This window comes from Mycolicibacterium iranicum (genome assembly GCF_014190915.1).
In the GTDB taxonomy this organism is placed as follows: Bacteria; Actinomycetota; Actinomycetes; order Mycobacteriales; family Mycobacteriaceae; genus Mycobacterium; species Mycobacterium iranicum_B.
Map to the genome: position 1 here is coordinate 459,499 of NZ_JACHVU010000001.1, position 21,311 is coordinate 480,809.

Here is a 21,311-nt window from a genome sequence, read left to right on the forward strand (position 1 = left end):
TCTCAGGTTTTAAGCAAATTGTTGCGCGCGGTGTGCGCATCGCTGGGCTCGCTCGCAACCCAGCCGTCGAAGCGTGGCCCGAGTGGACAGGGCCGGCCCCTCGGCCCGGGGTGACGACCAAACGGTCGTGATTTGCTGGATTGCGCGTGCCGCTAGCCTGGCCGATGAAGCTGCCGGCGTGCGGTGAAGGAGAGGCGTAGTGACGGAACGCGACAGTTCGGAGATCGACCCGGTGACCGATCAGTCACCCGCGCTGCCGGAACCGACCCGCCCCGGCGGAATGTTCCGCCAGAGCAGCGGTCCGCCGCCGGCCCGGGACGGCTGGGGATCCTCGGTCCCGGAAGGTTGGTCCACGCCGACGCGTCCGCTGGGTCAGCCTCCGTACCCGCCACCGACGGGTGCGCCGTGGCCCGGTCACGCGCCGTCGCCCGGCCGCCCCTCGGGCATGCCGCCACAGCCCACCTCGTACGCGGAACGCATCCGGTCCGATCAGCTCGTCCCGGCTCGCAAGGCCGTGCCCGGCCACGGGTGGCGCCGGGCGCTCTACAAGGCCAGCTTCGGTCTGCTGAACCTCGGTCCGTCCCCCGACGAGCGGCGGCTCGCCGAGTTGGAGGCCGCGATCCGCGCTCCGCTGCGCGCGCGGTTCAAGGTCGGGGTGATGGGCAAGGGCGGAGTCGGGAAGACGACCGTCTCGGCGTGCATCGGCTCGCTGCTCGCAGAACTGCGCCAGGACGATCGGGTGGTGGCGATCGACGCCGACACCGCGTTCGGCAAGCTCGGCAGCCGTGTCGATCCGAAGGCTCAGGGGTCGTTCTGGGAATTGACCGGCGATCAACACTCCGAGACGTTCGCCGACATCCGCAACCGGCTGGGCCATAACGCCGCGGGGCTGTTCGTTCTCGCCGGCGAGGCAACCCCGGCTCGACGGCGGGTGCTCGATCCGGCGATCTACCGCGAGGCGTCGACCCGGCTCGATCGGCACTTCACGATCGCGGTGGTCGATTGCAGTTCGACGATGGATTCGCCTGTCACCCAGGAAGTCCTCCGCGACCTCGACGCGCTGGTCGTGGTGTCGTCACCGTGGGTGGACGGCGCGGCGGCGGCCGGACAGACACTGGACTGGCTGGCGGCCCGCGGCATGACGGGCCTTCTCCAACGCACCGTCGTCGTCCTCAACGACTCAGACGGCCACGCCGACAAGCGAACGAGAAGCATTCTGGCCCAACAGTTCTCCGGGCAGGGTCAGCACGTCGTCGAGGTTCCCTACGACGGCCACCTCCGGCCGGGCGGTGTCATCGACGGCACCGCTCAGATGTCGCGGGACGCCCGCCGCAAGCTCGTGGAAGTGTGCGCCGCGCTGGCGGGCTTCTATCCGGGCCAGGACCGCCGCCTGAACGAACGGCGCTAGCCGCGCGTCCTCACGCGATCTGGCGGACCAGAGTCTCGATGGCGTCGCTGTCGGCTGCCGACACCGGCTCCCCGGCCTCCACCTGCTGGATTGTCTGCTCCGAAACGCCCGCGGCCTGTGCGGTCTCGAAGACCGTCAGGTTGGCGCCCCGCCGCGCCGCGTACAGGCGGTGCCCGAGGGTGGCGTGGGGTGTCTTCGCCGCCCGGACCATCAGGTCGTCGTAGAGGCCGCGAACGGTGCTCAACGCCTTGATCAGCGGCGGTGTCACCCGGCCGATGCGGGCGGCCCGGGACGCCACCGCCTCGAGTTGACGCAGATCGGACAGGATCGCTGTCACCCGTGGAAGGAACGCGTCGTCGTCGTCGGGCGGGAGCGCCGCCACGGTCGATCCGAAAGCCCCTACGGCGGTGATCACCGCCTGGGCGATCAGCGACGCCTCGTCACTGCTCGTCGAGACCGGTGCCTGCGGCGGCGGGGCGGACGGCTGCACCTGCTCGCCCTGGCGCAGTCGGGCGATGGTCCCCGGCGGCCACTGCAGGATCTCTTCCAGCCGGGCCCTCGTCCGCTCGCGCGGCCAGGAGCGGCCCTTCTCGAAGGCGATCAGGGCGCCGGCGTTGATGACGCCCTCGGCCGCCAGGCTCCGCTGGCTGATGTCGAGCTCCCGGCGGCGCGCTGCCGCGGCGGCCCCGGCACGCACCATGCCGGGGTCCGGCGCGCCGGTCGACTCGTCGACCGGCTCAGCGTTTGTCATCTACCGGATTCCCTTGTGCGGTGTGCCACGGCGCGCTCATCGTACCGAGCTATGTAGTGCTCGCTGCGGCGGCGGTGTGCGCGCTGCAGTACGTCAAAACTACATCATTTCTCTGGTCTATACCGTAACAATGCAACGGAGTTACGTCCATGTTTTTCGCTGCGGTCCGCCGAAACCGTAGCGGGCCTGCTTCGCAGTTCAGCGTCCCAGACGCGGCGCAACTGCTGCGCTCATGGTCACCCCGTGTGCTCGGACTGAAGCAATGACTGTTGCAACGCTACGGTTTGTGGGCTACGGTTCGGATTATCGCGGTGAACGAGCCGCCCGAAGACGAAGGAGCACACGGATGAACGCGAAGTCGTGGGACGAGACGCCGGTCGGTGAGTGCACACGCGATCCCGAACGCTGGACGACGACGGCCGACGACGAGGCGAAACTGATCTGCCGCTCATGCCCGCGACGGTGGTTGTGCGCACGAGAGGCCTACGAATCGCCGCGCGCCGAGGGGCTGTGGGCAGGCATCTATGTTCCCGAAGCCGGACGCGGCCGCACATTCGCCCTACGCCAGCTCAAGTCACTGGCAGAACAGAACGGCTACCCCGTCGGGCAGCGCCGGGTCTACTACGCCGACATCGCATGACCTTTGGTCCGCCGCCGAGAACGAGGGGTCGGCGGCGGACGCGCACCGGAATAGTTCGTCCGTCGGCATGGTTACAGATTTCGACGGTGCCGGGCATGCCCCGGGCCCCATCACACCAGTCGCTGCGAGCGACCACTCGCCGAGAGGCGCAGGCGGCACCGTCCCCGCACTACCACGTGTCGATGAACCGGCTCCCCATGGGAGCCGGTTTTTTCGTGGCGGCAAAAGTCGCCGCAACGACCGCTCGAGTCTCAGCCGGGTCGATCACGTCGTCGATCTCGAACAACATGGCCGCGTTCAGCGCTGCGGCGTTGTCCTGCGCGGCGGCTGTCGCCACCCGGACACGCTCCTCGCGGTCCTGCTCATCCGGGATCGCCTCGAGCTCCTTGCGCATACCCAGCCGCACCGCGCCCTCCAGGCCCATCGGGCCCAGATGCGCGCCCGGCCAGGCGACGGTCAACAGCGGTTCGTGCAGGCTCCCGCCGGCCATCGCTTGCGCGCCCAAGCCGTAACCGCGCCGCAGGATCACCGCCACCATCGGGACACGAAGCGCTGCGCCGGCCACCAACATCCGCGATGCGCGGCGCACCAGCGACTCCGCCTCGGCGGCGGGACCGACCATGTATCCCGGGCAGTCGATCAGCGAGACGACGGGGAGACCGAACGCATCGCAGAGTTGCAGGAACCGCGCCGCCTTATCTGACGCTGCGGCCGTGATCGCGCCCGCGGTGAATCGCGTGTCGTTGGCGATCACACCGACCGCCCGACCCTCAATGCGCGCCAGCGCCGTCACCATCTCGCGGGCGAAGCGCGGTCGCAGGAAGGTCACCGAGTCCACGTCCGCGAGCGTCTCGATCACCGGCGCGACGTCATACGCCCGTCGCGCCCGTTCGGGAACAGCAGTGCGCAGCGCTGTCTGGTCCGGCGCCTCCCACGACGGGGTGGACCCCTGGAAGTAGCCGACGATCTTCTTCACGGCAGCGACTGCGTCGGCTTCGTCGGAGACGACCACGTCGACGTTGCCGTTGGGTTCCTGCGTGCTCATCGGTCCGACGGCGTCCGGCGCCACCTCACCGAGACCGCCGCCGGCGATCATCGCCGGCCCGCCCATACCCAGCGACGCGTCGCGGGTGGCCACGATGAGATCGGAAGCGCCGGCGATGACGGCGTTGCCTGCAAAGCAGCGCCCCTTGACCACGGCGACCCGCGGGACCACGCCAGACAGCCTGGCCCACAGGGCGAATGCCCGTGTGTCGAGCATGGAGACGCCCGGGAAGTCCGTGTCCCCGGGTCTACCGCCGCCCCCTTCGGCGAAGAACACGGTCGGCAACCGCATGCGCTCGATGAGCTCGAACAGCCGGTCCTTCTTGCGATGACCGAGGCCGCCCTGCGTCCCGGCGAGCACGGTGTAGTCGTAGGACAGCACGGCACAGGCGGCGTGCTTGTCGTCGAAGACGTCGCCGTTGATCCGGGCTGTGCCCGCGATCAGCCCGTCGGCAGGGGTGCGCGCGATCAGGTCCTCGACGCTACGGCGCATCCGCTGGGGCGCCACAGCGAATCTCCCGTATTCGACGAACGAGCCGGGATCGACGAGATCCTCGACGTTCTCCCGTGCCGTCCGACCACCGGCGCCGTGTCGCCGCTCGACGGCGTCCGGCCGGGCGGCGTCCTCGGTCAGCGCGCGACGGCGGCGCAGCTCGGCCAGATCGGCGCGCAGGGGGTGCTCGTCAGTCATCGAGTTCGTCGATGGCCGCGGCGATCTCGTCGAGCAGCGAGTCGACCTGATCTTCGTGATAACCGCGTCGGCCGAACGGCGGCTTGTTGAAGCGGACGTTGCGGACGTCGTCGGCCGTGAGATGCCCACGCCCCTCCAGCCGCCGCGCGCACAGCGCCACGAAGTCGGCCACCGCCTTCTCGTTGTATCCCCGCTTGCCCAGAGGCGGCTTCTCGAACGTGACACTGCGGAGATACTCGGCCGTGACGGCGCCGTTGCTCATGGCGTCAGACTAGTGGTCGACTTATCCACAGGCCGGCCGTCGACTCCTGTGGATTGTCGGGTCCCCGGCATAGCGTGCGGTCATGACCAACTGGATCAACACCGTCAGCCGGGACCACGTCGAGCGCGGCGTACGGGGCCGCTTCACGCAGGCCAATCACGGGAAGCCCCACATGCTGCGCAAGATGGCCAAGGGTGACTGGATCGTCTTCTACTCACCGAGGACGGCCCACCCCGATGGCGAACCGCTGCAGGCGTTCACGGCGATCGGCCAGGTGGCCGACGATGAGCCCTACCAGGTTGAGCTCAAGACCGATTTCCAGCCCTGGCGCCGCAACGTCGACTTCCTGGAGTGCGTCGAGGCACCGATCCGGCCACTGCTCGACGACCTCGGCTTCGTCGAGGACAAGGCCCGATGGGGGTACAAGTTCAGATTCGGCGTGTTCCGTATCGACGACCGGGACCTCGACGTGATCCGTTCGGCCATGCTCCAGCAGGTGGCCACCGAGGCTACTGTGGACACGTGAGCAACACCGAACCCGACCCGCCTGAAGTCGACTGTGCCGCTTCCGGTTTCGCAACGGTTCTGCACCCCCGCGACGTGCCGCTGGGAGGCCCTCGGGCGATGCGGGTGCGACGGACACTGCCGCAGCGGCAGCGCTCGCTGATCGGCGCGTGGTGCTTCGCCGACCACTACGGTCCCCACGACGTGCGGGGGACAACGGGAATGGATGTGCCTCCGCACCCGCATACCGGCCTGCAGACGGTCAGCTGGCTGTTCAGCGGCGAGGTCGAACACCGGGACAGTGCCGGCGTCCATGCGGTGGTGCGGCCCGGCGAGCTGAATCTCATGACCGCCGGCGCGGGCATCTGTCACTCCGAGGTGTCCACCTCGGAGACCACCGTGCTGCACGGCGTCCAGCTGTGGGTCGCGCTGCCGGACTCCGCCCGCGACACCGACCGCGACTTCGCCCACTACGCGCCGGCTCCCCGCACGGTCGACGGCGTCACCACCCGGGTGTTCCTCGGCGAATTGGGGGCAGACCGTTCACCGGTGCACACCTTCACCCCGCTGCTCGGGGCGCAGCTGGACCTCGCCCCCGGCGCCGAGGTCACGCTGGAGGTCGACGACACCTTCGAGCATGGAGTCCTCGTCGACCTCGGGAACATCCACGCCTGCGGTTCCGACGTCGGGGCCGCCGAACTCGCGTTCCAGAGCGCCGGCCACGGTCGGTTGCCGCTGGCCAACCGCGGCAGTGACCCGGCCCGGGTCATCCTGCTGGGCGGGGTCCCCTTCGCCGAGCAACTGGTCATGTGGTGGAACTTCGTCGGTCGCACCCACGACGAGATCGTTCGCTACCGGCAGCAATGGCAGGACCACGACGAGCGGTTCGGCCAGGTCTCGGGCTATCGCGGCGCGATCGACCGGTTGCCGGCACCGGCGATGCCCCATGCCACCCTGCGACCGCGGCCGAATCCGGGGGTATAGAAGAGGCATGACCACCGACAAGACCGGCGCGCCCACCGAGGTCACCGCCGAGCAGGACAGGTTCAGCATCGCTGTCGACGGCACGAAGGTCGGCTTCGCCGAGTTCCTCGACGTGGGTGAGCACCGGGTGTTCCCCCACACCGAGATCGACGAGGAGTTCGGTGGCCGCGGTCTTGCGACCATCCTCGTCGGCGAGGCCCTGGACACCACGCGCGCCGCCGGTCTGCGGATCGTCGCCGTGTGCGAGATGGTGGCCGGGTACATCGAGAAGCACCCCGAATACCGCGACGTCGTCGATCCGCTCACCACCGAGATGAAGCGGGCGCTCGCTCATCGCTGACGTCGGAACCCGGCGGGCGGGCACGCGGCCCAACCTCGACCGAGGTAACTCGATGTGCGCCGAACCGGTTGCTGCACAGGCACTGTGACGCTGGAGCCGACACAGTGAGCGGCGCTCGGTTCCGTCGGCCGGGGCGGCCGGCGCAGACGTGAACCGGCCATGTCGGCTGCGGGAATTCCGTGCACTCCACCAGGCGGGGGCCGTTTCGGGGTGCCGAAGCCGGGCACCCCGCCGATATGAGTAGGACCCTTCCCGCGCTCGCCGCGGCCGCCGCCTCGACCCTCGCGGCGGTGGCCGCCCGCGACCTGTTCCAGCGCAAGCACGCGCTGCTGCGCAACTTCCCCGTGCTCGGCCATGCCCGCTACGCCCTGGAGGCGGTCGGGCCCGAGCTGCGCCAGTACATCGTCGCCGCCAACGACGAGGAGCGGCCGTTCACCCGCGATCAGCGCCGGTGGGTGTACGCCTCGGCGAAGAGGGAGAACAACTACTTCGGGTTCGGCACCGACAACGACATCGAGCACACCTCGGGCTATCCGGTGATCAAGCACCGGACCTTCGGGCGCACGGTGCCCGCGTCGGCGCCGACCGCCGCGCGCGACGTCGCGGTTCCCTGCGCGAAGGTGCTCGGAGCGGCCCGGCAACGACGCTCGGCGTTTCGGCCCGCCTCGGTGGTCAACATCTCCGCGATGAGCTACGGCTCCCTGTCGGGGAATGCCGTCGAGGCGCTGAACCGCGGAGCCGCCCTGGCCGGGTGCCTGCACAACACCGGCGAGGGCGGCATCTCCCGGTTCCACCGGCAGGGCGGCGAGCTGATCTTCCAGATCGGCACCGCATACTTCGGCTGCCGCGATGCCGACGGACGCTTCAGCCTGCCCAAGCTCAGCGAGGTGGTTGCCCGTGATCCGGTGCGCGCCATCGAGATCAAGCTCAGCCAGGGCGCCAAGCCCAGTCTGGGCGGACTGCTTCCCGCGGCGAAGGTCTCCGCCGAGATCGCCGCCGCCCGCGGTATCGACGAGGGCCGGGACTGCGTCAGCCCGTCGCGGCACGCCGAGTTCTCCGACACCGACAGTCTGCTGGACTGGGTGGAGCTGATCGCGGCGGAGACCGGACTGCCCGTCGGGATCAAGGCCGCCGTCGGCGATCTGGAGTTCTGGCGCGAGCTCACCCGTCTGATGCGGGACACCGGTCGCGGGGTCGACTTCGTCACCATCGACGGCGGCGAGGGGGGCACCGGCGCTGCGCCTCTGATCTTCACCGACAGTGTGTCGCTGCCTTTTCAGCTCGGCTTCGCGCAGGTCTACCGGCTCTTCGCCGAACAGGATCTGCACGAGCAGGTCACGTTCATCGGCGGCGGCAAACTCGGCCTCCCGGACAACGCGGTGGTCGCGTTCGCGCTGGGCTGCGACATGGTCAACGTCGCGCGGGAGGCGATGCTGGCGATCGGGTGCATCCAGGCCCAGAAGTGCCACACCGACACCTGCCCGACCGGTGTCGCCACCCAGAATGCCTGGCTGGCACGGGGTTTGGTGCCGGAGGCGAAAGCCCCGCGGGCGGCGAACTACATCAGGACCCTGCGCCGCGACCTGGTCAAGGTCGCCGAGGCGTGCGGTGTCGAGCACCCCGGCCTCATCTCGACCGAATCGGTGGACATCATCGACGGCAGAACCGGGGTGACCCCGCTGCACGAGGCCTACGGGTACGCACCCGGGTGGGGTCTTCCCTCGGCGGCGGATCAGGCCCGCGTCATCGAGGTGATGACCGCACAGGACCATCAGGGCGGCTCGGCGCCCGTGTCGCCGTCGGCCGCGGGCTGACCACGCCACGAACCATGCCCCGGGGCTCGGCTATCCTCGCCGCGGTGAGCAGCCGTGCTTTCTTCGACGCCGTCGACGGCGGGTTCGTCCCCACCGACTGGGCCCGCGGGCCCTGGGGTCAGACGATCAGCGGCAACTATGTCGGCGGTCTGCTCGGCCATGTCGTCGAACGCGATGCGGCCGAGACCGAGATGCAGCCCGCACGGCTGACCGTCGATCTGTTCCGGCCCGCCGCGCTGGCTCATCCCGTCCAGGTCGAGACGACGGTTGCCCGGGAGGGACGCCGCCTCAAGCTGGTCGACGCCACGATGACGCAATCCGGCACCGTGGTCGCTCGTGCCTCGGCGCTGTTCCTGCGCCGCGGCGAGCAACCCGCCGGGGAACGGTGGACCACCGACATCTCGATGCCGGCGGTTCCGCCGATGCCGGACACCGTCTCCGACGACACCGCCACACTGGTGTGGACCTACGGAAAGAACGGACCGACCCCGAGCCTCGGCCTGGGGGCATGGGCGTACGACGGGCCGAAGTACATCTGGACCCGCGATGTGATGCCGTTGGTGGGCGGGGTCGAACTAACCGCGTTCGCCCGGGCCGCCATGGCCGGGGACATGGCCAGTTCACTGACACACTTCGGCGCCGACGGGCTGCCCTACATCAATGCCGACTACACGCTGACCCTGAGCCGTCTGCCCGAGGGTCCGTACCTGGGACTCGCGGCGCTGACCCATCACAGCGATGCCGGCCTCGCTACCGGGACCGCGGTCGTGCTGGACCACGTCGGGCCGATCGGCACCGCCACCGCGACCGCGCTGGCGAACCCGGGCTTCAGCCCGCCCCGGGCGTCGCTCAGCTGAGGTACTGGGCGGTGCTGCCCGAGACCGGCATGCCCTGCATGCCGAGTTTGCGGTGGTCCCAGCTGCGCAGGCGCGACGGCACCACGCGAACACAAATGCGGTTGTTCATCATCTGATCCACGAACGGGCGCATGTCGTCGGTGTACGGGCCGGTGTAGCGCTCCCACACACTGATGCCCACCCGCAGGTTGGTGTCGGGGTCGTCGACGATCTCGGCCTGACCGTCGATCGAGACCCCGCGCAAAGTGTCGTAGGACAACCCGTCCTCGATCATCACGGTAATCGTCGGGTCGCGGCGCAGGTTGACGGCCTTCTGCGACTTCGCCTTGGTTTCGAACCAGATCTCGCCGTCGAGTACCGCGTACCACATCGCCACCAGATGCGGCCGGCCGCTCGGTAGCACGGTGGCCATGGTGGCCGTGCGGCTGCGTTCGATGAATTCGGCGATCTCGCCGTCCGACATGACGATCTTGGCGCGTTCGTTTCTGCCCACGCCGTCGATACTTACAGGTCGCGGTTCTTCGTGTGACGGCGGTGCGGGCTGCCGGCGCCAGGCGGTGCCCCGGAGACTGGTTCCGCCGCCAGACCAGGTTTCGAACACATTTGCGATGGGCATCCGAACGCCATGAGCGACAACACGACACAGGCACCGCAGGAGAACGCTGAGAAGGACCCGTCGGACTGGGTCACCGGAGACGAGCCGATGACCGGCGCGCAGCGCAGCTACTTGCAGACGCTCGCCCAGGAGGCCGGCGTCGAGGTACCCGACGACGCGACCAAGGCACAGGCCTCCGAGATGATCGACGACCTGCAGGGCAAGACCGGCCGCGGTCAGTGACCACGGAAGGCATTGCGGGCTCGGGCAATCGACCGTGGTGCGTCAGTAGAAGTTCACGGGGGGCAGCGGCCTGATACCGCCCCCGCTGTTGCCTCCGGAGAACCTCACCGACGCCTCGGACGTGTCCCGGAGGGACAGGGTTCCTACGTGGCGGAACCGCCCGACGGGCGGGCTGATCTCGAAGCTGAGCTCGTCGCCGGTGCCGAAGCGGACATCGGGTCCTGCGACGGGCGTCCTGACGCCGAACAGGATCGGTTGCAGACCCGCCAGGTAGAGCCACAGCGACGAATACAGGCTCGCCACCGGGTCGGCGGGGAGCACGGCATGGTGCATGGGCGCGCCGTCGCCCGAGGAGGCCAGCAGGAAGTCCTGGTCTCTGCCCGAACCGTGGGCATCCGGGAGCTTGATGTGCAGCCAGCGCGGTTCGTTGCCCGGCCGGCCGGGACCCGTCTGCACCACGGCGCGGTGGTGCGCGCCGGGTTCCAGGATGGGAACCCCGCCGGGCACCTCAGCATCGGAGTCGATGGTCAGGACCGCGTCGAACGTGGCGGTGTCTTCTGTGGGCGTGGTCTCGACCTGCCCGATCACGGCGGCGACGGTGGCTCTGACCGCGCGCGACCCTGCTGACAGAGTGGCTGAATCCGCTATACGCATGACCGGCACGTACCCCGTCGCGCCGTCGACCACGCGGGGCCGCCGCGATCGTCACGCCGGCGTCAGCGGTCGGCCACCACGCTGCTCTCCCTCACCGTGCTCGGCCGTATCCGGGGCCGCGCCGCCGTCCGCTGAAGCACCTCAGCCGCCGGCGAACACCCGGCGGTAGCTCGTCGGGGACATCCCCAGCCCGCGCCGGAGGTGATGCCGCAAATTCCCGGCGGACCCCAGGCCGGACAACCGGGCCACCTCGTCGACGCTGAGATCGCGCCCCTCGAGGAGTTCCCGGGCGCGGTCGACCCGGCGATGACGCACCCACTCCCCCGGGGGTTGTCCCGTCTCCTCGCGGAACCTGCGGATGAAGGTGCGCGAACTCATCCCGGCGTGACCGGCGAGCTGCCGGATGGTGAGCGGTTCTGCCAGATTCGCGACGGCCCATGCGCGGGTGCTCGCCGTCGAAGCGAAATCGTCTGCGGGAACGTGACTCTCGATGAACTGCGCCTGGCCTCCTTCGCGCCACGGCGGCACGACGCAGTACCGTGCGACGGCGTTGGCCACCTGCGTTCCGTGGTCACTCCGGATGATGTGCAGACACAGATCGATCCCGGCCGCCAACCCGGCCGAGGTCAGCACGTCGCCGTCGTCGACGAACAACACGTTCGCGTCCACATGCACCTCCGGGTGCAGCGCCCGCAGCGCCGCGGCGTGCTGCCAGTGGGTGGTCGCCGGTCTGCCGTCCAGCAGGCCGGCCGCGGCGAGGACGAAGGCGCCCGTGCAGATGGAGACGACGCGTGCCGAGGGCGCGATGGTGGCCAGCGCCGCTGCGGCGTCCGACTCGAGCCGGCCGTGAAGGCGGGCCGGCGGATACCGCGTTCCCGGCACCACGACGGTGTCGGCGGTCGCGAGGGCCTCGGCGCCCGCGGCCGGCAGGATGCCGAATCCCGTGTTCGACAGCACGGGTTCTGGTGTGAGGCCGCACGTCACGACGTCGTACAGCGGGGAACCGTCGGCATCGGTGGCTGCGCCGAACAGCGTCGGCGCGATCGCGGCGTCGAAGCCGATGACCGGCTCCAAGAGCAGCACGGCGACGCGATGCGGAGGCACGTCGACATGATGGCATGTTTTTGACGAATGACGGCAGTCTTGCCACTGGCCGGGGCCTGCTTCGCCACGCGATAGTCGAGCGGTGACCGTGACCGCACGTTCTCCGCGCAACGCCGTCCGTCTGCACTGGGCGTGGGTGGTCGCGGCCGTCAGCTTCGTCGCACTCCTCGGTGCCGCCGGTTTCCGGTCGGTGCCCGGCGTGATGATGAACCCCCTGCACCATGAGTTCGGGTGGTCACACGGCACCGTCGGGCTGGCGATGTCGGTGAACATGACCCTGTTCGGTGTGACGGCCCCGTTCGCCGCCGCCCTCATGGACCGCTTCGGCATCCGCCCGGTGCTGACCGCGGCACTGGGTCTCATCGCCGCGGGCAGCGCGTTGAGCGTCACGATGACGACGAGCTGGCAGCTCGTCCTGCTGTGGGGCGTGTTCGTCGGTACGGGCACGGGCGCCATCTCGATGGGGTTCGTCGCCACCATCGCCACCCGCTGGTTCGAGAAACACCGGGGCCTCGTGACCGGCGTGCTGACCGCCGCCAGCGCCACCGGCCAACTCATCTTCCTGCCGGTCGTCGCCGCGATCACCACCCACCACGGCTGGCGCTGGGCGTCTCTGGTGGTTGCAGCCGCGGCACTGGCAGTGGTCCCACCGGTACTGCTCCTCATGCGGAACTGGCCGCAGGACAAGGGCCTCGGGCGCTACGGGCTCGATGCGCCCACAGTCTCCGGTGATTCACCGCGCCCGCCCGGAAGCAGCTTCGCCGCCGCGTTCTCCGGTCTGCTCCTCGGTGCGCGCGTGCCGGCCTTCTGGCTACTGGCGGGCAGCTTCGCGATCTGCGGCATGACCACCAACGGTCTGATCGGCACCCACTTCATCCCTGCAGCCAACGACCACGGCATGCCGACGACGGTGGCCGCCGGACTCCTCGCCGTCGTGGGCGTACTGGACGTCGCAGGCACGGTCTTCTCCGGGTGGCTGACCGACCGGGTCGACCCGCGGATCCTTCTCGTCGTCTACTACACCGGCCGGGGCCTGTCCCTGATCGCACTGCCCGCCCTGCTCTCCCCGCACGCCGAACCGGGGACGTGGGTGTTCATCATCTTCTACGGGCTGGACTGGGTGGCCACCGTCCCACCGACCATCGCGCTGTGCCGGGTGTACTTCGGGGACAGGGCCCCCATCGTGTTCGGGTGGGTGTTCGCCGCACACCAACTGGGCGCCGCCGCAGCTGCCGCAGGCGCCGGCTGGATCCGGGACCTCCGCGGAGATTACGACCTGGCGTTCTACCTCGCGGCGGGTCTGTGCGCAGTCGCCGCGCTGCTGTGCCTGTCGGTGCGCCGTCAGCGGTCGACGATCTGCAGCACCTCGGCCTCCTCGACCGCGGCCATCGACAACGTCCGGTAGCCGTACTCGTCGAACAGCACGGTGACGCGGTCCGGTTCCCCGTCGAGCACCACGCCGTGACCCCATTCGCGATGGTTCACCGCGGTGTTCAGCGGAAGGGCGGAATCGCCGGTGTCGGGTTGGTCGGTCTCCTCGCAGCCGTCGCAGTTGCCGCACGGGGTTCCGAGATGCTCACCGAAATACGCGAGCAGGTTCCGGCGCCGGCAGTCTGTGGTGTCGGCGTAGCCGCGCAGCATCTCCACGCGCGTCTTGTCCACGCGCTCAGCGGCTTCGGCGATACCGACCGCGCGCCGGACAGCCTCGCCGACAGTGCCGTCTCCGGCGACGAACCCTCGGGCGGTCGAGGTCACCGCGGCGGCCTGCTCCAGCAGGTTCACGGAATGTGTCAGCGCCCGGCCGCGGACGCCCAGGTCCTCGCGCAACTGCTTGAGCCGTTTGGGCGCAGAGCCCACCGCACGGAACACCGCGCCGAGCAGTTTCTCGTCGGCAGACCCTGACGCGAAGAACTTCGCCAGCGAGAGGTCCTCGGCACGGAAGAACAACCGTGCGACAGCGGGGTCACCGTCACGACCGGCGCGACCGATCTGCTGGTAGTAGCTGTCCAGGGAATCCGGTACGGATGCGTGGAGGACGAAGCGCACATCGGGTTTGTCGATTCCCATGCCGAACGCCGAAGTCGCTGTCACGACGGAGTACTCGCCGTCGTGGAACCCCCTGTGCACCGCATCCTTCTCGGACGCGCGCAGACCGGCGTGATAGGCGGCCGCGGTGACCCCGCGCTCCCGCAGTTGCGCGGCGTAGGCCTCGGCCTCCCTGCGCGTGGCGGTGTAGACCAGCCCGGGCCCCGGCAGGTCGGCCGCCGCGTCCAGCACCGCCGCGTGCTTGCGCTGCTCCTCCTGAAACGTCAGCACTTCCAGCCGGATCTCCGGTCTGTCGAACCCTGCGGCGATCATCAGGGGGTCGCGCAACCGCAGGTGGTCGGCGATGTCGCCGCGCACGATCGGTGACGCGGTCGCCGTCAGCGCCACCACCGGCACGTCGCCGCGCCCGATGCGTTCGATCGCGTCGGCGAGGCGCAGGTATCCCGGGCGGAAGTCGTGCCCCCACGCCGATACGCAATGCGCCTCGTCGACGACGATGAGCCCGATCCCCAACCCCGCCAACTCCGTGACCAACTCGTCCTTCAGCAACTGCTCCGGCGAGACGAACAGGTACTTCGCCCGCCCGGCGCGTATCGCTTCCCAGCTGTCGTCGTTCTCCGCAGCACCCTGACGCGAGTTGATCGCCACAGCATCGGGGGCCCCGCTGTCGCGCAGCGCGTCGATCTGGTCCTGCTGCAGGGCGATCAGCGGGGACACGACCACTGTCGGGCCGTCGATCAGAGTCGCGGGGACCTGGTAGATCGCCGACTTTCCCGACCCCGTCGGCATCACCGCGAGCACGTCCCGGCGGTCGAGGACGGCCTGCATCGCGTCGCGCTGTTCCGGCCGGAGCTCGGTCCACCCGAACAGGCGCTCCGCGGTCGCATCGAGATCGTGGTGCATCGTCACCCGCAGCGCTGTACCCGGGCTGCGGGCCCCTAATCAGTTGTGCTGTGGCCGTGGCGCACTCGTCACAAAGCGGTCAGGACGCACACGTGTCGGCGGCGTGTCGGTGGGTATTCGTCGATAGGCGCGGTCGCCGACATCGCGGCGGACCGCTAGACCACAGGAGGCCCCGGTGCCGAAGACAACGAAATCCGGTGACGCGAAGAAGAGCGAACTGCCGAGCACCTTGAAGAAGAGCGACGCGAAAGCCCAGCGCACCTTCGCCAAGGCGCACGACTCGGCCGCCGACGAGTACGGCGAAGGTCAGCGTGCCCACCGCGTCGCCTACAGCGCGCTCAAGCACAGCTACGAGAAGGTCGGCGACCACTGGGAACCCAAGGATGAGAAGGGGCCGTCCGACGAGCGCAGCGAGAGCGGCGGGCCGAACCCAAAGGGTGAGAGTGCCGAGGGTGTCAACGCCAACGCCACCAAAAAGCACCTCGTCGACGTGGCGCGGCGACTCGCCATTTCCGGTCGGTCGACGATGACCAAGGACGAACTGGTCACGGCCATCAAGAAGGCCAACCGCCGCGTGAGCAGGCGCGGCCGCTAGGCCTTCCCCGTGCGCTCCCGGTGCTTGCAGCCGGGCCAGCAGCAGGGCCGGCGCATCCCCTCCTCCAGTTCCTCCTGAGTACGCCGGATACGTCGCTCGCGCGTCGCGTCCTGCTTGGCGTCCTCGACCCAGCAGATGAACTCGTTACGTGCCAGCGGCGTGATGTCTCGCCACGCTGCGAGCGCACTCTCGTTCCCTGCCAGCGCTGCCCGCAGATCCGCGGGCAGCGTGTGTACGACCCCGCCCGGTATTCGCTGACCACCCACGCCGGTCAGGGTAACCCCGGGCCCGGCTTCTCCTGCCCCGTGTCGCTCCGTTCGTGTGACACGATCGAGGCGGCGGACAGGAGGGGTCATGGCGGTGTCGCTGTCGACGGTGCGGGCCACGGAGCCCGACAGGCTCGTCGACGCCGCCGAGGCGATGAACCGCAAACACTCCGAACTGCAGGCGGTCATCGCCGGCGAACGCGAGATGCTGTCGGTGCTGCAGGACCGCTGGACCGGCGAGGCCGCCTCCGCGGCGCTCACGCGGGGCCTCAAGGACATCGGCGTCCAGGACCGCGTCGCCCGACGGCTGCTCCATCTCGAGTCCGCACTGCGCAACGGCGGCCTGCAGATGGGGGCGCTGCGTGACGCGCTGATCGACCTGGTCGAGACGACCGAACGCTACGGCTTCGCCGTCGCCGACGACGGCACCGTCACCCCCCAGCAGTGGATCGTCGGCCGGTTCCTCGACAGCATCGCCGACGGCCTCAGCGCTGCGGTGAAGAAGATGCTGCAACTGTTCACCGACCTCGACGAGAACACCGCCTCGGCGATCGACCAGGCGGCCGGAGTCGACATCCCGAATCCCGCGGTCGAGGTCGGCGGTGAGCAGATACCGATCCCCTCCCCGGACACCGCCGCGGCCGACGTCGGCGAATGGTGGAATTCGCTCACCGACCGACAGCGCAGCGAACTGATCGCCGAGCACCCCCCGATGCTCGGCAATCTCAACGGGATCCCGGCCCAGGCAAGGGATTCCATCAATGTGGCCGTCATGGACGACGACCTGGACAGGGTCGAGAACGTCGCCGAACGCCACGGGGTATCGCCCGGCGAGGTCGCGGCCAACCCCGCGCGCTACGGCCTGTCCGACAGCGACGCCACGCGCTACCGGAACGCCACGAAGACCCAGGAGGGTCTCTTCCACCAGATGACCGGCGAGAACGAACTCCCCGGGCCGGACGGAAGTCCGCGGCGCTACAGCGACATCGCCGCCGCCGAACGGGCGGAACAGAACTGGCGGCCCACCATGCTGTGGGCCTACGACCCGCAGGCCTTCGACGGCAAAGGTCGGGCCGCCGTCGCGATCGGTAACCCCGACCGGGCCGCCAACACCGCGGTCATCGTTCCCGGCACCAGCGCCAGCGTGCGGGACGGCTGGCTGTCGGACAACCACAACGACGCCATCAACCTCTACAACCAGTCGATGCGCGTCGACCCCGGCGACCCCACCGCGGTCCTCTCCTGGATGGGCTACAACACCCCCGAAAGCTTCACCGACCCGAACATCGCCACCACCGGCCTGGCACGCACCGGAGGCGACGCCCTCGCCTGGGATGTCAACGGCCTGCACGTGACTCACGCAGCGGACCTTCCGCACCACGTCACGGTCGCCGGGCACTCCTACGGATCCACCACCGTCGCAGACGCCTTCGCCAACAGCGGCCTGCGGGCCGACAACGCCATCCTGCTGGGCAGCCCCGGTACCGACGTCGCGCAGAGCGCAGCCGACTTCGGCGTCGACGGCGGACGGGTCTACATCGGCGATGCGTCGACCGATCCGGTCGGATGGCTCGGCCAGATGGGTAACGACCTGCCCGGAGATCTCAACGAGTCCCTCGGCAACATGATGGGCCCCTCGGCCGGGCTCGGCGCCGACCCGGCGTTCGAGGACTTCGGTGCGACGCGCTTCCGGGCCGAGGTGCCCGGTGCCGACATGATCGACCCCGCCGATCACTCCTACTACTACACGCCGGGCAGCGAATCGCTGCGCAGCGTCGCCGAGATCGTGACCGGCAACGGTGGCCGCCTCGACGAACTCGGTCTGCTGGCACAGCCCCGCACCGAGCTCACCGTGTCCACCCCCCAGAATGCCGACCTGCCCTTCGTCGGCGAAGTCCCCCTGCCTCACCTGAGCGTCGACACACCCGCGATCTACGACCCCGAATGGAATCGACCAGCGCAATGAGGGACCGATGACCTTGGTTGCCCGGCGCCGCGCCGCGGCGATACTCGTCCTCGCCGCCACGGCGGTGCCTGCTACAGGAGGTTGCTCCCCGATGTTCCCGTTCCACCGCGACGAGCCCGAAGCGACTCCGATCTCCGACGAGGACTCGCGCGCCCAAGTGGTCGACGCGGCCAAAGAGCTTGTGCGCGCGGCGAATCTGGACGTCACCTATGCGAACCTGCAGTGGGAGTGGTGCAACGACCAGGGCGAGCCCCCTTTCCGCACCAAAATCGAAATCGCGTTCGTGGTGCCGCCGGGCATGACCGCCCAGGAGTTCGGCGCCACGGTCGCATCGACCGCCGCGGCGCAACCCGGATGGGCGCCGGGACCGCCGCCGGGGAACCACGCCGCCGGCGACATCGTCCGCAAGGGCGGGGTCTGGGCCGTCGTCGGCCCCGGCAACTATCCGCAGCGCGGCGGGATCGAGATCTTCGGCGAGTGCCGCAACATGAACGACCACCGCGACACCGCGGGTGTCGAGATCACCGCCGAGGTGCGGGGCGACTGATCAGTCGGAGACCAGCAGCGCGTACTGCGCGGCGAGCAGCTGGTGCGCATCGCGCTTCTGTGTGGACTGCGCCTCGATGGCGTACTGCTCACCTGTTGCGACGCAATAGAACCCGAATGCCGGGGCCTGAACGCAGGTGCTGTCCGGAAGGCCGTCGACCGGGTCCGTCGGTGAGCCCTGCATGGCGGCGACCTGATTGACGAGTCCGTCGGCGAGCTTCTGCGCCGAGGCACCGTCGGCGGTCCGATACACCGCCGTCTTCCCCGTGCCCACCAGATCGGTGCCCGTTTCGGAGAACAGACCCGCCGTCTGCGCCGGATCCGTCTGGAAGTGCAGCGCCCCGCGCGGGCCCCACGCCCAGTTCTGGATCACCGTCGCATCGGCGGCAGGCACCAGGAGGGTGCGGGCGAGCAGTCCGGACGGATCCAGCGGCAGCGCCGCGAGGTCGGCCGGCGGCGTGGGCGTGAACTGGTCGATCAGGGGCGCCTGGGCGTCCAGCGCCCTGCCGATCATCCCGACTGCCGCGGGAAGTCCGTTGTAGGACTGCGCAACCTGCATCAGCACGTATGGCCCCCGCGCGGTGAAGGACCGCACGGTGAACTGTTCCCGGCCGACCGTGGGGTCGGTGAACGGGTAGGCCGATGTCAGCGTCCCGTCGTGGCCGGGCACCGGCACCCTGGTGCGCGTCGCGCCGCTCGTCGGTTCCGCGAGGGCGCTGTCGGCCATGTCGGTGGCCGCCGCAGCCGCAGCCGCGTCGTCGGTGTACCGGACCACGCCGTTGATCAGGATGGTCTTGTCGGCGGACTGCCGGGACGAGACGAAGCCGGTGAGGAAAGGGTGCCGTCCGGCGGCCTCGGCCACCGCCTTGGGCCCCACGAGCTCGAGGGCCTCGGGCCCCTTGAGGACCAGTGTGTTGGCGTACGGCTCGATCAGTGTGGGATCGACATCCCAAGGGCCGATGACGAAGTCGGCCATCCGGCGGCCCTCGACGATCCGGCCCGCCTGCTCGCTGCCCGCTGTGCCCAGCGGTGGCTGCGGCCGGGTGGGGTAGTTGCCGACGTCCAGCGCAGAGACGTCGACGGTGCTCGTCGGCGCAGGCGTCTGCGACGAGGCCGCCGATTCCTGGGGCGCTTCCGTGCCGCACCCGGCGACCAATAAGGCCAGTGCGGCGGCGGCGCTTGTCGTTCGGACAACGGTCTTCGGCTTCCCCATAGCAGGCAACTTACGGGAAACCCCGCACAGCAAGGCCCACAAATCCGCTTCGGGAGACGAATTGGTCTCTGCGACAGGATTGTCGGTCTCGGTGTTCTGTGCGGTCATGGTGCTCATCTCCTCGTCGGGGTGGCCAGCGTGGGGTGGACAGCGTGGGTGGACGGCCTGGGGCGCGACGGTCGCCGGCGGGGGAGGCCGGCGACCGTCGCCTGGAGGGTGGTTCGTGAGGGGCGGCCCCTCAGTACATCGAGACCTTGATGACCTCGAACTCGGCGTCGGCCAGGTCGTACTTGTCGGCGCCACCATCGGGGTAGAACGTGATCTCGGTGTCGACGGTCTGCCCGGGCGCCAGGCTCGCCGCGTACGCCGATCCGGTGGCAATTCGTTCCCCGGATTCCGACGTGGCCTCGATCTCCACCGAGAAGCTCTTGCGCTCGCTGGTCTTGTTGGTCAGCGACACGTCCAGTTCGCCCGAGCGGCTGTAGCGGTTGCTGTCGATCGTGATGGTGCCCATGTCGACCTCGAGGTCGTCGCGCAGGATGTCCGCGGTGTTGGTGCCCGACATGTCATCGAGCTGTTCGTTCGCGTCGTCGAGCATTTCGGTCGACTGGTCGGTGAGCCGATCCGTCGAGTCACTCAGCGACGCCAGCGGTGAGAACATCAGGACTGCGCCACCGATCAGCAGCACGGCCACGAGACCGGCGATCCAGGCCCACGCCTTGCTCGACGACTTCGACGAGTGGCTGTAACCGACGGCCATCGGAACGATGGGGGGCGGCGGGGGATAGCCGTAGCCGACGGGCTGGCCGTATCCGTAGCCGGACTGAGGGCCGTACGGCGCCGACGGAGCCTGCATGGTGCGATGCGAATCGGTGTTGATGGTCATGTCGTGGTGGCCTTTCCTGGCTCGTGCTCTGCGTCCTGCTGTAGCGATGCTATGACTTTAACCATAGCGGTACCTAGAGCGCAACCTTTTCAGGCAAAGCGGTGCGATTGTGCGCGGAAAACCCTGTGAGCTGCGGTGACTTCGGTCGAGCGCCACCGGCGTGTGCCGCGAATCCGCGCAGCAGTCGTATCGGCGCTACGACTGAGACGACTCCGCCGATGCAGTTGGGGCAGTGGGAGACGTCGCCTAGGAGATGTCGTCGGTGATGCTCTTGGCGATGTCGTCGGCGGCCGACCCCGCACTGGGCGCGCACACCAGGACGTCGACGACGACGTTCGCATCTGTGGCCAGCACGTGCTGGCACGATCGACCCGGCTCGGTCAGGAGAACGGTCGAACGCCCGTCCACGGAGTCGGGCTTCCCGACCGCGATCTGCACGGGCGCTCGGCCCTCCGCGACATAGGTGATCGTGGAGTCGGCGCAACCTCGCCAGTCGTTGATGGCGGCGTCCTGCACCCGAGCCGCGTCCTCTGTGCTCGCGTAGCTGGTCACGTACTGGAACACCGTGGTATCGGCGGCGGTCAGTTCCGAACCCTGGACTCCGCTCGGTGTGGTCTCCGCGTACGTGGCGGCCGCACCGGCCGTCGCGACGCCGGCGCACGGCGGTGGCGTCGCAGTGCCCGGGCGATGCGCCGTCAGCGGCCGAGGATCGGCTGAGGCCAACTCCGTCGCCTTGCTCAGCGAGGCAACGGTTTCGGCATCGCGCAGCAGCCCAGGCAGGTCGGCGGCGGGGACGGCGGTCTGCGGCGGAGCGGCGCCCTGCGTCGGCGTATTCGCCAACGGGTTGTCCGCGAGCGTCGCCCGCGGGCCTCCACCCTTGGTCAACTGGGACAGCCCGGCGACGAACGCCCCCGCCAGGACGACCACCACGACCACTGTCGCCACCCGCGATGCCCCGCTGCGCACTCGCTGACCGGCGCCTGCACTGTCCTGCACGGG

23 protein-coding genes are annotated in these 21,311 nt (G+C 69.3%); 12 read left to right on the plus strand and 11 right to left on the minus strand.

The window, feature by feature from the left end; all coding sequences use genetic code 11:
• Positions 1-280: 280 nt before the first annotated feature.
• Positions 281-1,408, plus strand: coding sequence for a MinD/ParA family ATP-binding protein (locus tag FHR72_RS02080; RefSeq protein ID WP_221192990.1), 1,128 nt, complete (start codon positions 281-283; stop codon positions 1,406-1,408).
• A 10-nt stretch (positions 1,409-1,418) separates the two neighbouring features.
• On the opposite strand, the gene FHR72_RS02085 is transcribed toward FHR72_RS02080, so the two are convergent.
• Positions 1,419-2,159, minus strand: coding sequence for a helix-turn-helix domain-containing protein (locus FHR72_RS02085; protein WP_183466238.1), 741 nt, complete (start codon positions 2,157-2,159; stop codon positions 1,419-1,421).
• A 346-nt stretch (positions 2,160-2,505) separates the two neighbouring features.
• Between FHR72_RS02085 and FHR72_RS02090 the strand changes: the two genes are divergently transcribed.
• Positions 2,506-2,799, plus strand: a complete 294-nt coding sequence (locus FHR72_RS02090; protein ID WP_183466239.1) for a WhiB family transcriptional regulator — start codon at positions 2,506-2,508, stop codon at positions 2,797-2,799.
• Between the two features lie 169 nt (positions 2,800-2,968).
• On the opposite strand, the gene FHR72_RS02095 is transcribed toward FHR72_RS02090, so the two are convergent.
• Complete coding sequence (locus FHR72_RS02095; RefSeq protein ID WP_183466240.1) at positions 2,969-4,534, minus strand: acyl-CoA carboxylase subunit beta; 1,566 nt, start codon at positions 4,532-4,534, stop codon at positions 2,969-2,971.
• A complete protein-coding gene (locus FHR72_RS02100) occupies positions 4,527-4,796 on the minus strand; it encodes a DivIVA domain-containing protein (RefSeq protein ID WP_183466241.1) in 270 nt (89 codons plus the stop codon). Before FHR72_RS02100 ends, FHR72_RS02095 begins: the two co-directional genes overlap by 8 nt.
• Positions 4,797-4,878: 82 nt before the next feature.
• Here FHR72_RS02100 and FHR72_RS02105 point away from each other — a divergent pair, with 82 nt between their 5' ends.
• The 5 genes from FHR72_RS02105 (at position 4,879) to FHR72_RS02125 (ending at position 9,295) form a co-directional block, all read left to right on the plus strand.
• Positions 4,879-5,322: an EVE domain-containing protein gene (locus FHR72_RS02105; RefSeq protein ID WP_183466242.1), complete on the plus strand. Its 444-nt coding sequence runs from the start codon at positions 4,879-4,881 to the stop codon at positions 5,320-5,322.
• Positions 5,319-6,284 (plus strand): pirin family protein, encoded by a 966-nt coding sequence (locus FHR72_RS02110; protein ID WP_183466243.1) that lies wholly within the window; start codon positions 5,319-5,321, stop codon positions 6,282-6,284. The genes FHR72_RS02105 and FHR72_RS02110 overlap by 4 nt, the downstream gene beginning before the upstream one ends.
• Positions 6,285-6,291: 7 nt before the next feature.
• The gene (locus FHR72_RS02115) at positions 6,292-6,624 is read left to right on the plus strand and encodes a GNAT family N-acetyltransferase (RefSeq protein WP_183466244.1); all 333 of its coding nucleotides are present in this window, start codon (positions 6,292-6,294) and stop codon (positions 6,622-6,624) included.
• Between the two features lie 236 nt (positions 6,625-6,860).
• Positions 6,861-8,438 carry an FMN-binding glutamate synthase family protein gene (locus FHR72_RS02120; protein WP_183466245.1) on the plus strand — a complete coding sequence of 526 codons (1,578 nt, stop codon included), beginning with the start codon at positions 6,861-6,863 and terminating at the stop codon, positions 8,436-8,438.
• A 44-nt stretch (positions 8,439-8,482) separates the two neighbouring features.
• On the plus strand, positions 8,483-9,295 hold the full coding sequence (locus FHR72_RS02125) for an acyl-CoA thioesterase domain-containing protein (protein WP_311736022.1): 813 nt from the start codon (positions 8,483-8,485) through the stop codon (positions 9,293-9,295).
• On the opposite strand, the gene FHR72_RS02130 is transcribed toward FHR72_RS02125, so the two are convergent.
• On the minus strand, positions 9,288-9,788 hold the full coding sequence (locus tag FHR72_RS02130; RefSeq protein WP_183466247.1) for a pyridoxamine 5'-phosphate oxidase family protein: 501 nt from the start codon (positions 9,786-9,788) through the stop codon (positions 9,288-9,290). The genes FHR72_RS02125 and FHR72_RS02130 overlap by 8 nt on opposite strands.
• Before the next feature lie 132 nt (positions 9,789-9,920).
• On the opposite strand from FHR72_RS02130, the gene FHR72_RS02135 reads away from it, so the two are divergent.
• Positions 9,921-10,133, plus strand: coding sequence for a DUF3072 domain-containing protein (locus FHR72_RS02135; RefSeq protein ID WP_183466248.1), 213 nt, complete (start codon positions 9,921-9,923; stop codon positions 10,131-10,133).
• Positions 10,134-10,175: 42 nt separating this feature from the next.
• Here FHR72_RS02135 and FHR72_RS02140 read toward each other — a convergent pair whose 3' ends face one another.
• Together FHR72_RS02140 and FHR72_RS02145 are read right to left on the minus strand one after the other, a co-directional pair.
• Entirely contained in the window at positions 10,176-10,721 is a 546-nt protein-coding gene (locus FHR72_RS02140; protein WP_183466249.1) for a hypothetical protein, read from the minus strand.
• A 207-nt stretch (positions 10,722-10,928) separates the two neighbouring features.
• Positions 10,929-11,891 carry a GlxA family transcriptional regulator gene (locus tag FHR72_RS02145; protein ID WP_183466250.1) on the minus strand — a complete coding sequence of 321 codons (963 nt, stop codon included), beginning with the start codon at positions 11,889-11,891 and terminating at the stop codon, positions 10,929-10,931.
• An 82-nt stretch (positions 11,892-11,973) separates the two neighbouring features.
• Between FHR72_RS02145 and FHR72_RS02150 the strand changes: the two genes are divergently transcribed.
• The gene (locus FHR72_RS02150) at positions 11,974-13,296 is read left to right on the plus strand and encodes an MFS transporter (RefSeq protein WP_183466251.1); all 1,323 of its coding nucleotides are present in this window, start codon (positions 11,974-11,976) and stop codon (positions 13,294-13,296) included.
• Here the strand turns inward: FHR72_RS02150 and FHR72_RS02155 are convergent.
• Entirely contained in the window at positions 13,233-14,840 is a 1,608-nt protein-coding gene (locus FHR72_RS02155) for a RecQ family ATP-dependent DNA helicase (protein ID WP_183466575.1), read from the minus strand. The two genes, FHR72_RS02150 and FHR72_RS02155, sit on opposite strands and share 64 nt — an antisense overlap.
• Positions 14,841-15,015: 175 nt before the next feature.
• On the opposite strand from FHR72_RS02155, the gene FHR72_RS02160 reads away from it, so the two are divergent.
• Positions 15,016-15,435 (plus strand): ChaB family protein, encoded by a 420-nt coding sequence (locus tag FHR72_RS02160; protein ID WP_183466252.1) that lies wholly within the window; start codon positions 15,016-15,018, stop codon positions 15,433-15,435.
• Here the strand turns inward: FHR72_RS02160 and FHR72_RS02165 are convergent.
• Positions 15,432-15,701, minus strand: coding sequence for a YdeI/OmpD-associated family protein (locus tag FHR72_RS02165; protein WP_183466253.1), 270 nt, complete (start codon positions 15,699-15,701; stop codon positions 15,432-15,434). The genes FHR72_RS02160 and FHR72_RS02165 overlap by 4 nt on opposite strands.
• An 88-nt stretch (positions 15,702-15,789) precedes the next feature.
• Between FHR72_RS02165 and FHR72_RS02170 the strand changes: the two genes are divergently transcribed.
• Positions 15,790-17,667 (plus strand): alpha/beta hydrolase, encoded by a 1,878-nt coding sequence (locus FHR72_RS02170; RefSeq protein WP_183466254.1) that lies wholly within the window; start codon positions 15,790-15,792, stop codon positions 17,665-17,667.
• A 7-nt stretch (positions 17,668-17,674) separates the two neighbouring features.
• Positions 17,675-18,214, plus strand: coding sequence for a lipoprotein LppJ family protein (locus FHR72_RS02175; RefSeq protein ID WP_183466255.1), 540 nt, complete (start codon positions 17,675-17,677; stop codon positions 18,212-18,214).
• Here the strand turns inward: FHR72_RS02175 and FHR72_RS02180 are convergent, their stop codons facing one another.
• From FHR72_RS02180 to FHR72_RS26850, 3 genes are all read right to left on the minus strand, one after another.
• The gene (locus FHR72_RS02180) at positions 18,215-19,426 is read right to left on the minus strand and encodes a DUF7373 family lipoprotein (protein WP_183466256.1); all 1,212 of its coding nucleotides are present in this window, start codon (positions 19,424-19,426) and stop codon (positions 18,215-18,217) included.
• A gap of 238 nt (positions 19,427-19,664) precedes the next feature.
• Positions 19,665-20,312: a hypothetical protein gene (locus FHR72_RS02185; RefSeq protein ID WP_183466257.1), complete on the minus strand. Its 648-nt coding sequence runs from the start codon at positions 20,310-20,312 to the stop codon at positions 19,665-19,667.
• A gap of 246 nt (positions 20,313-20,558) precedes the next feature.
• On the minus strand, positions 20,559-21,308 hold the full coding sequence (locus tag FHR72_RS26850; protein ID WP_472670567.1) for a sensor domain-containing protein: 750 nt from the start codon (positions 21,306-21,308) through the stop codon (positions 20,559-20,561).
• Positions 21,309-21,311 lie beyond the last annotated feature (3 nt).

What these genes read in the sequence shown, in the direction of transcription:
- FHR72_RS02135 (WP_183466248.1), top strand. Translation starts at nt 9,921, where the DNA reads ATGAGCGACAACACGACACAGGCACCGCAGGAGAACGCTGAGAAGGAC.
- FHR72_RS02155 (WP_183466575.1), bottom strand. Translation starts at nt 14,840, where the DNA reads ATGCACCACGATCTCGATGCGACCGCGGAGCGCCTGTTCGGGTGGACC.
- FHR72_RS02100 (WP_183466241.1), bottom strand. Translation starts at nt 4,796, where the DNA reads ATGAGCAACGGCGCCGTCACGGCCGAGTATCTCCGCAGTGTCACGTTC.
- FHR72_RS02095 (WP_183466240.1), bottom strand. Translation starts at nt 4,534, where the DNA reads ATGACTGACGAGCACCCCCTGCGCGCCGATCTGGCCGAGCTGCGCCGC.
- FHR72_RS02080 (WP_221192990.1), top strand. Translation starts at nt 281, where the DNA reads ATGTTCCGCCAGAGCAGCGGTCCGCCGCCGGCCCGGGACGGCTGGGGA.
- FHR72_RS02085 (WP_183466238.1), bottom strand. Translation starts at nt 2,159, where the DNA reads ATGACAAACGCTGAGCCGGTCGACGAGTCGACCGGCGCGCCGGACCCC.
- FHR72_RS02170 (WP_183466254.1), top strand. Translation starts at nt 15,790, where the DNA reads ATGGCGGTGTCGCTGTCGACGGTGCGGGCCACGGAGCCCGACAGGCTC.
- FHR72_RS02090 (WP_183466239.1), top strand. Translation starts at nt 2,506, where the DNA reads ATGAACGCGAAGTCGTGGGACGAGACGCCGGTCGGTGAGTGCACACGC.
- FHR72_RS02175 (WP_183466255.1), top strand. Translation starts at nt 17,675, where the DNA reads ATGACCTTGGTTGCCCGGCGCCGCGCCGCGGCGATACTCGTCCTCGCC.
- FHR72_RS02185 (WP_183466257.1), bottom strand. Translation starts at nt 20,312, where the DNA reads ATGACCATCAACACCGATTCGCATCGCACCATGCAGGCTCCGTCGGCG.
- FHR72_RS02115 (WP_183466244.1), top strand. Translation starts at nt 6,292, where the DNA reads ATGACCACCGACAAGACCGGCGCGCCCACCGAGGTCACCGCCGAGCAG.
- FHR72_RS02105 (WP_183466242.1), top strand. Translation starts at nt 4,879, where the DNA reads ATGACCAACTGGATCAACACCGTCAGCCGGGACCACGTCGAGCGCGGC.
- FHR72_RS02180 (WP_183466256.1), bottom strand. Translation starts at nt 19,426, where the DNA reads ATGGGGAAGCCGAAGACCGTTGTCCGAACGACAAGCGCCGCCGCCGCA.
- FHR72_RS02120 (WP_183466245.1), top strand. Translation starts at nt 6,861, where the DNA reads ATGAGTAGGACCCTTCCCGCGCTCGCCGCGGCCGCCGCCTCGACCCTC.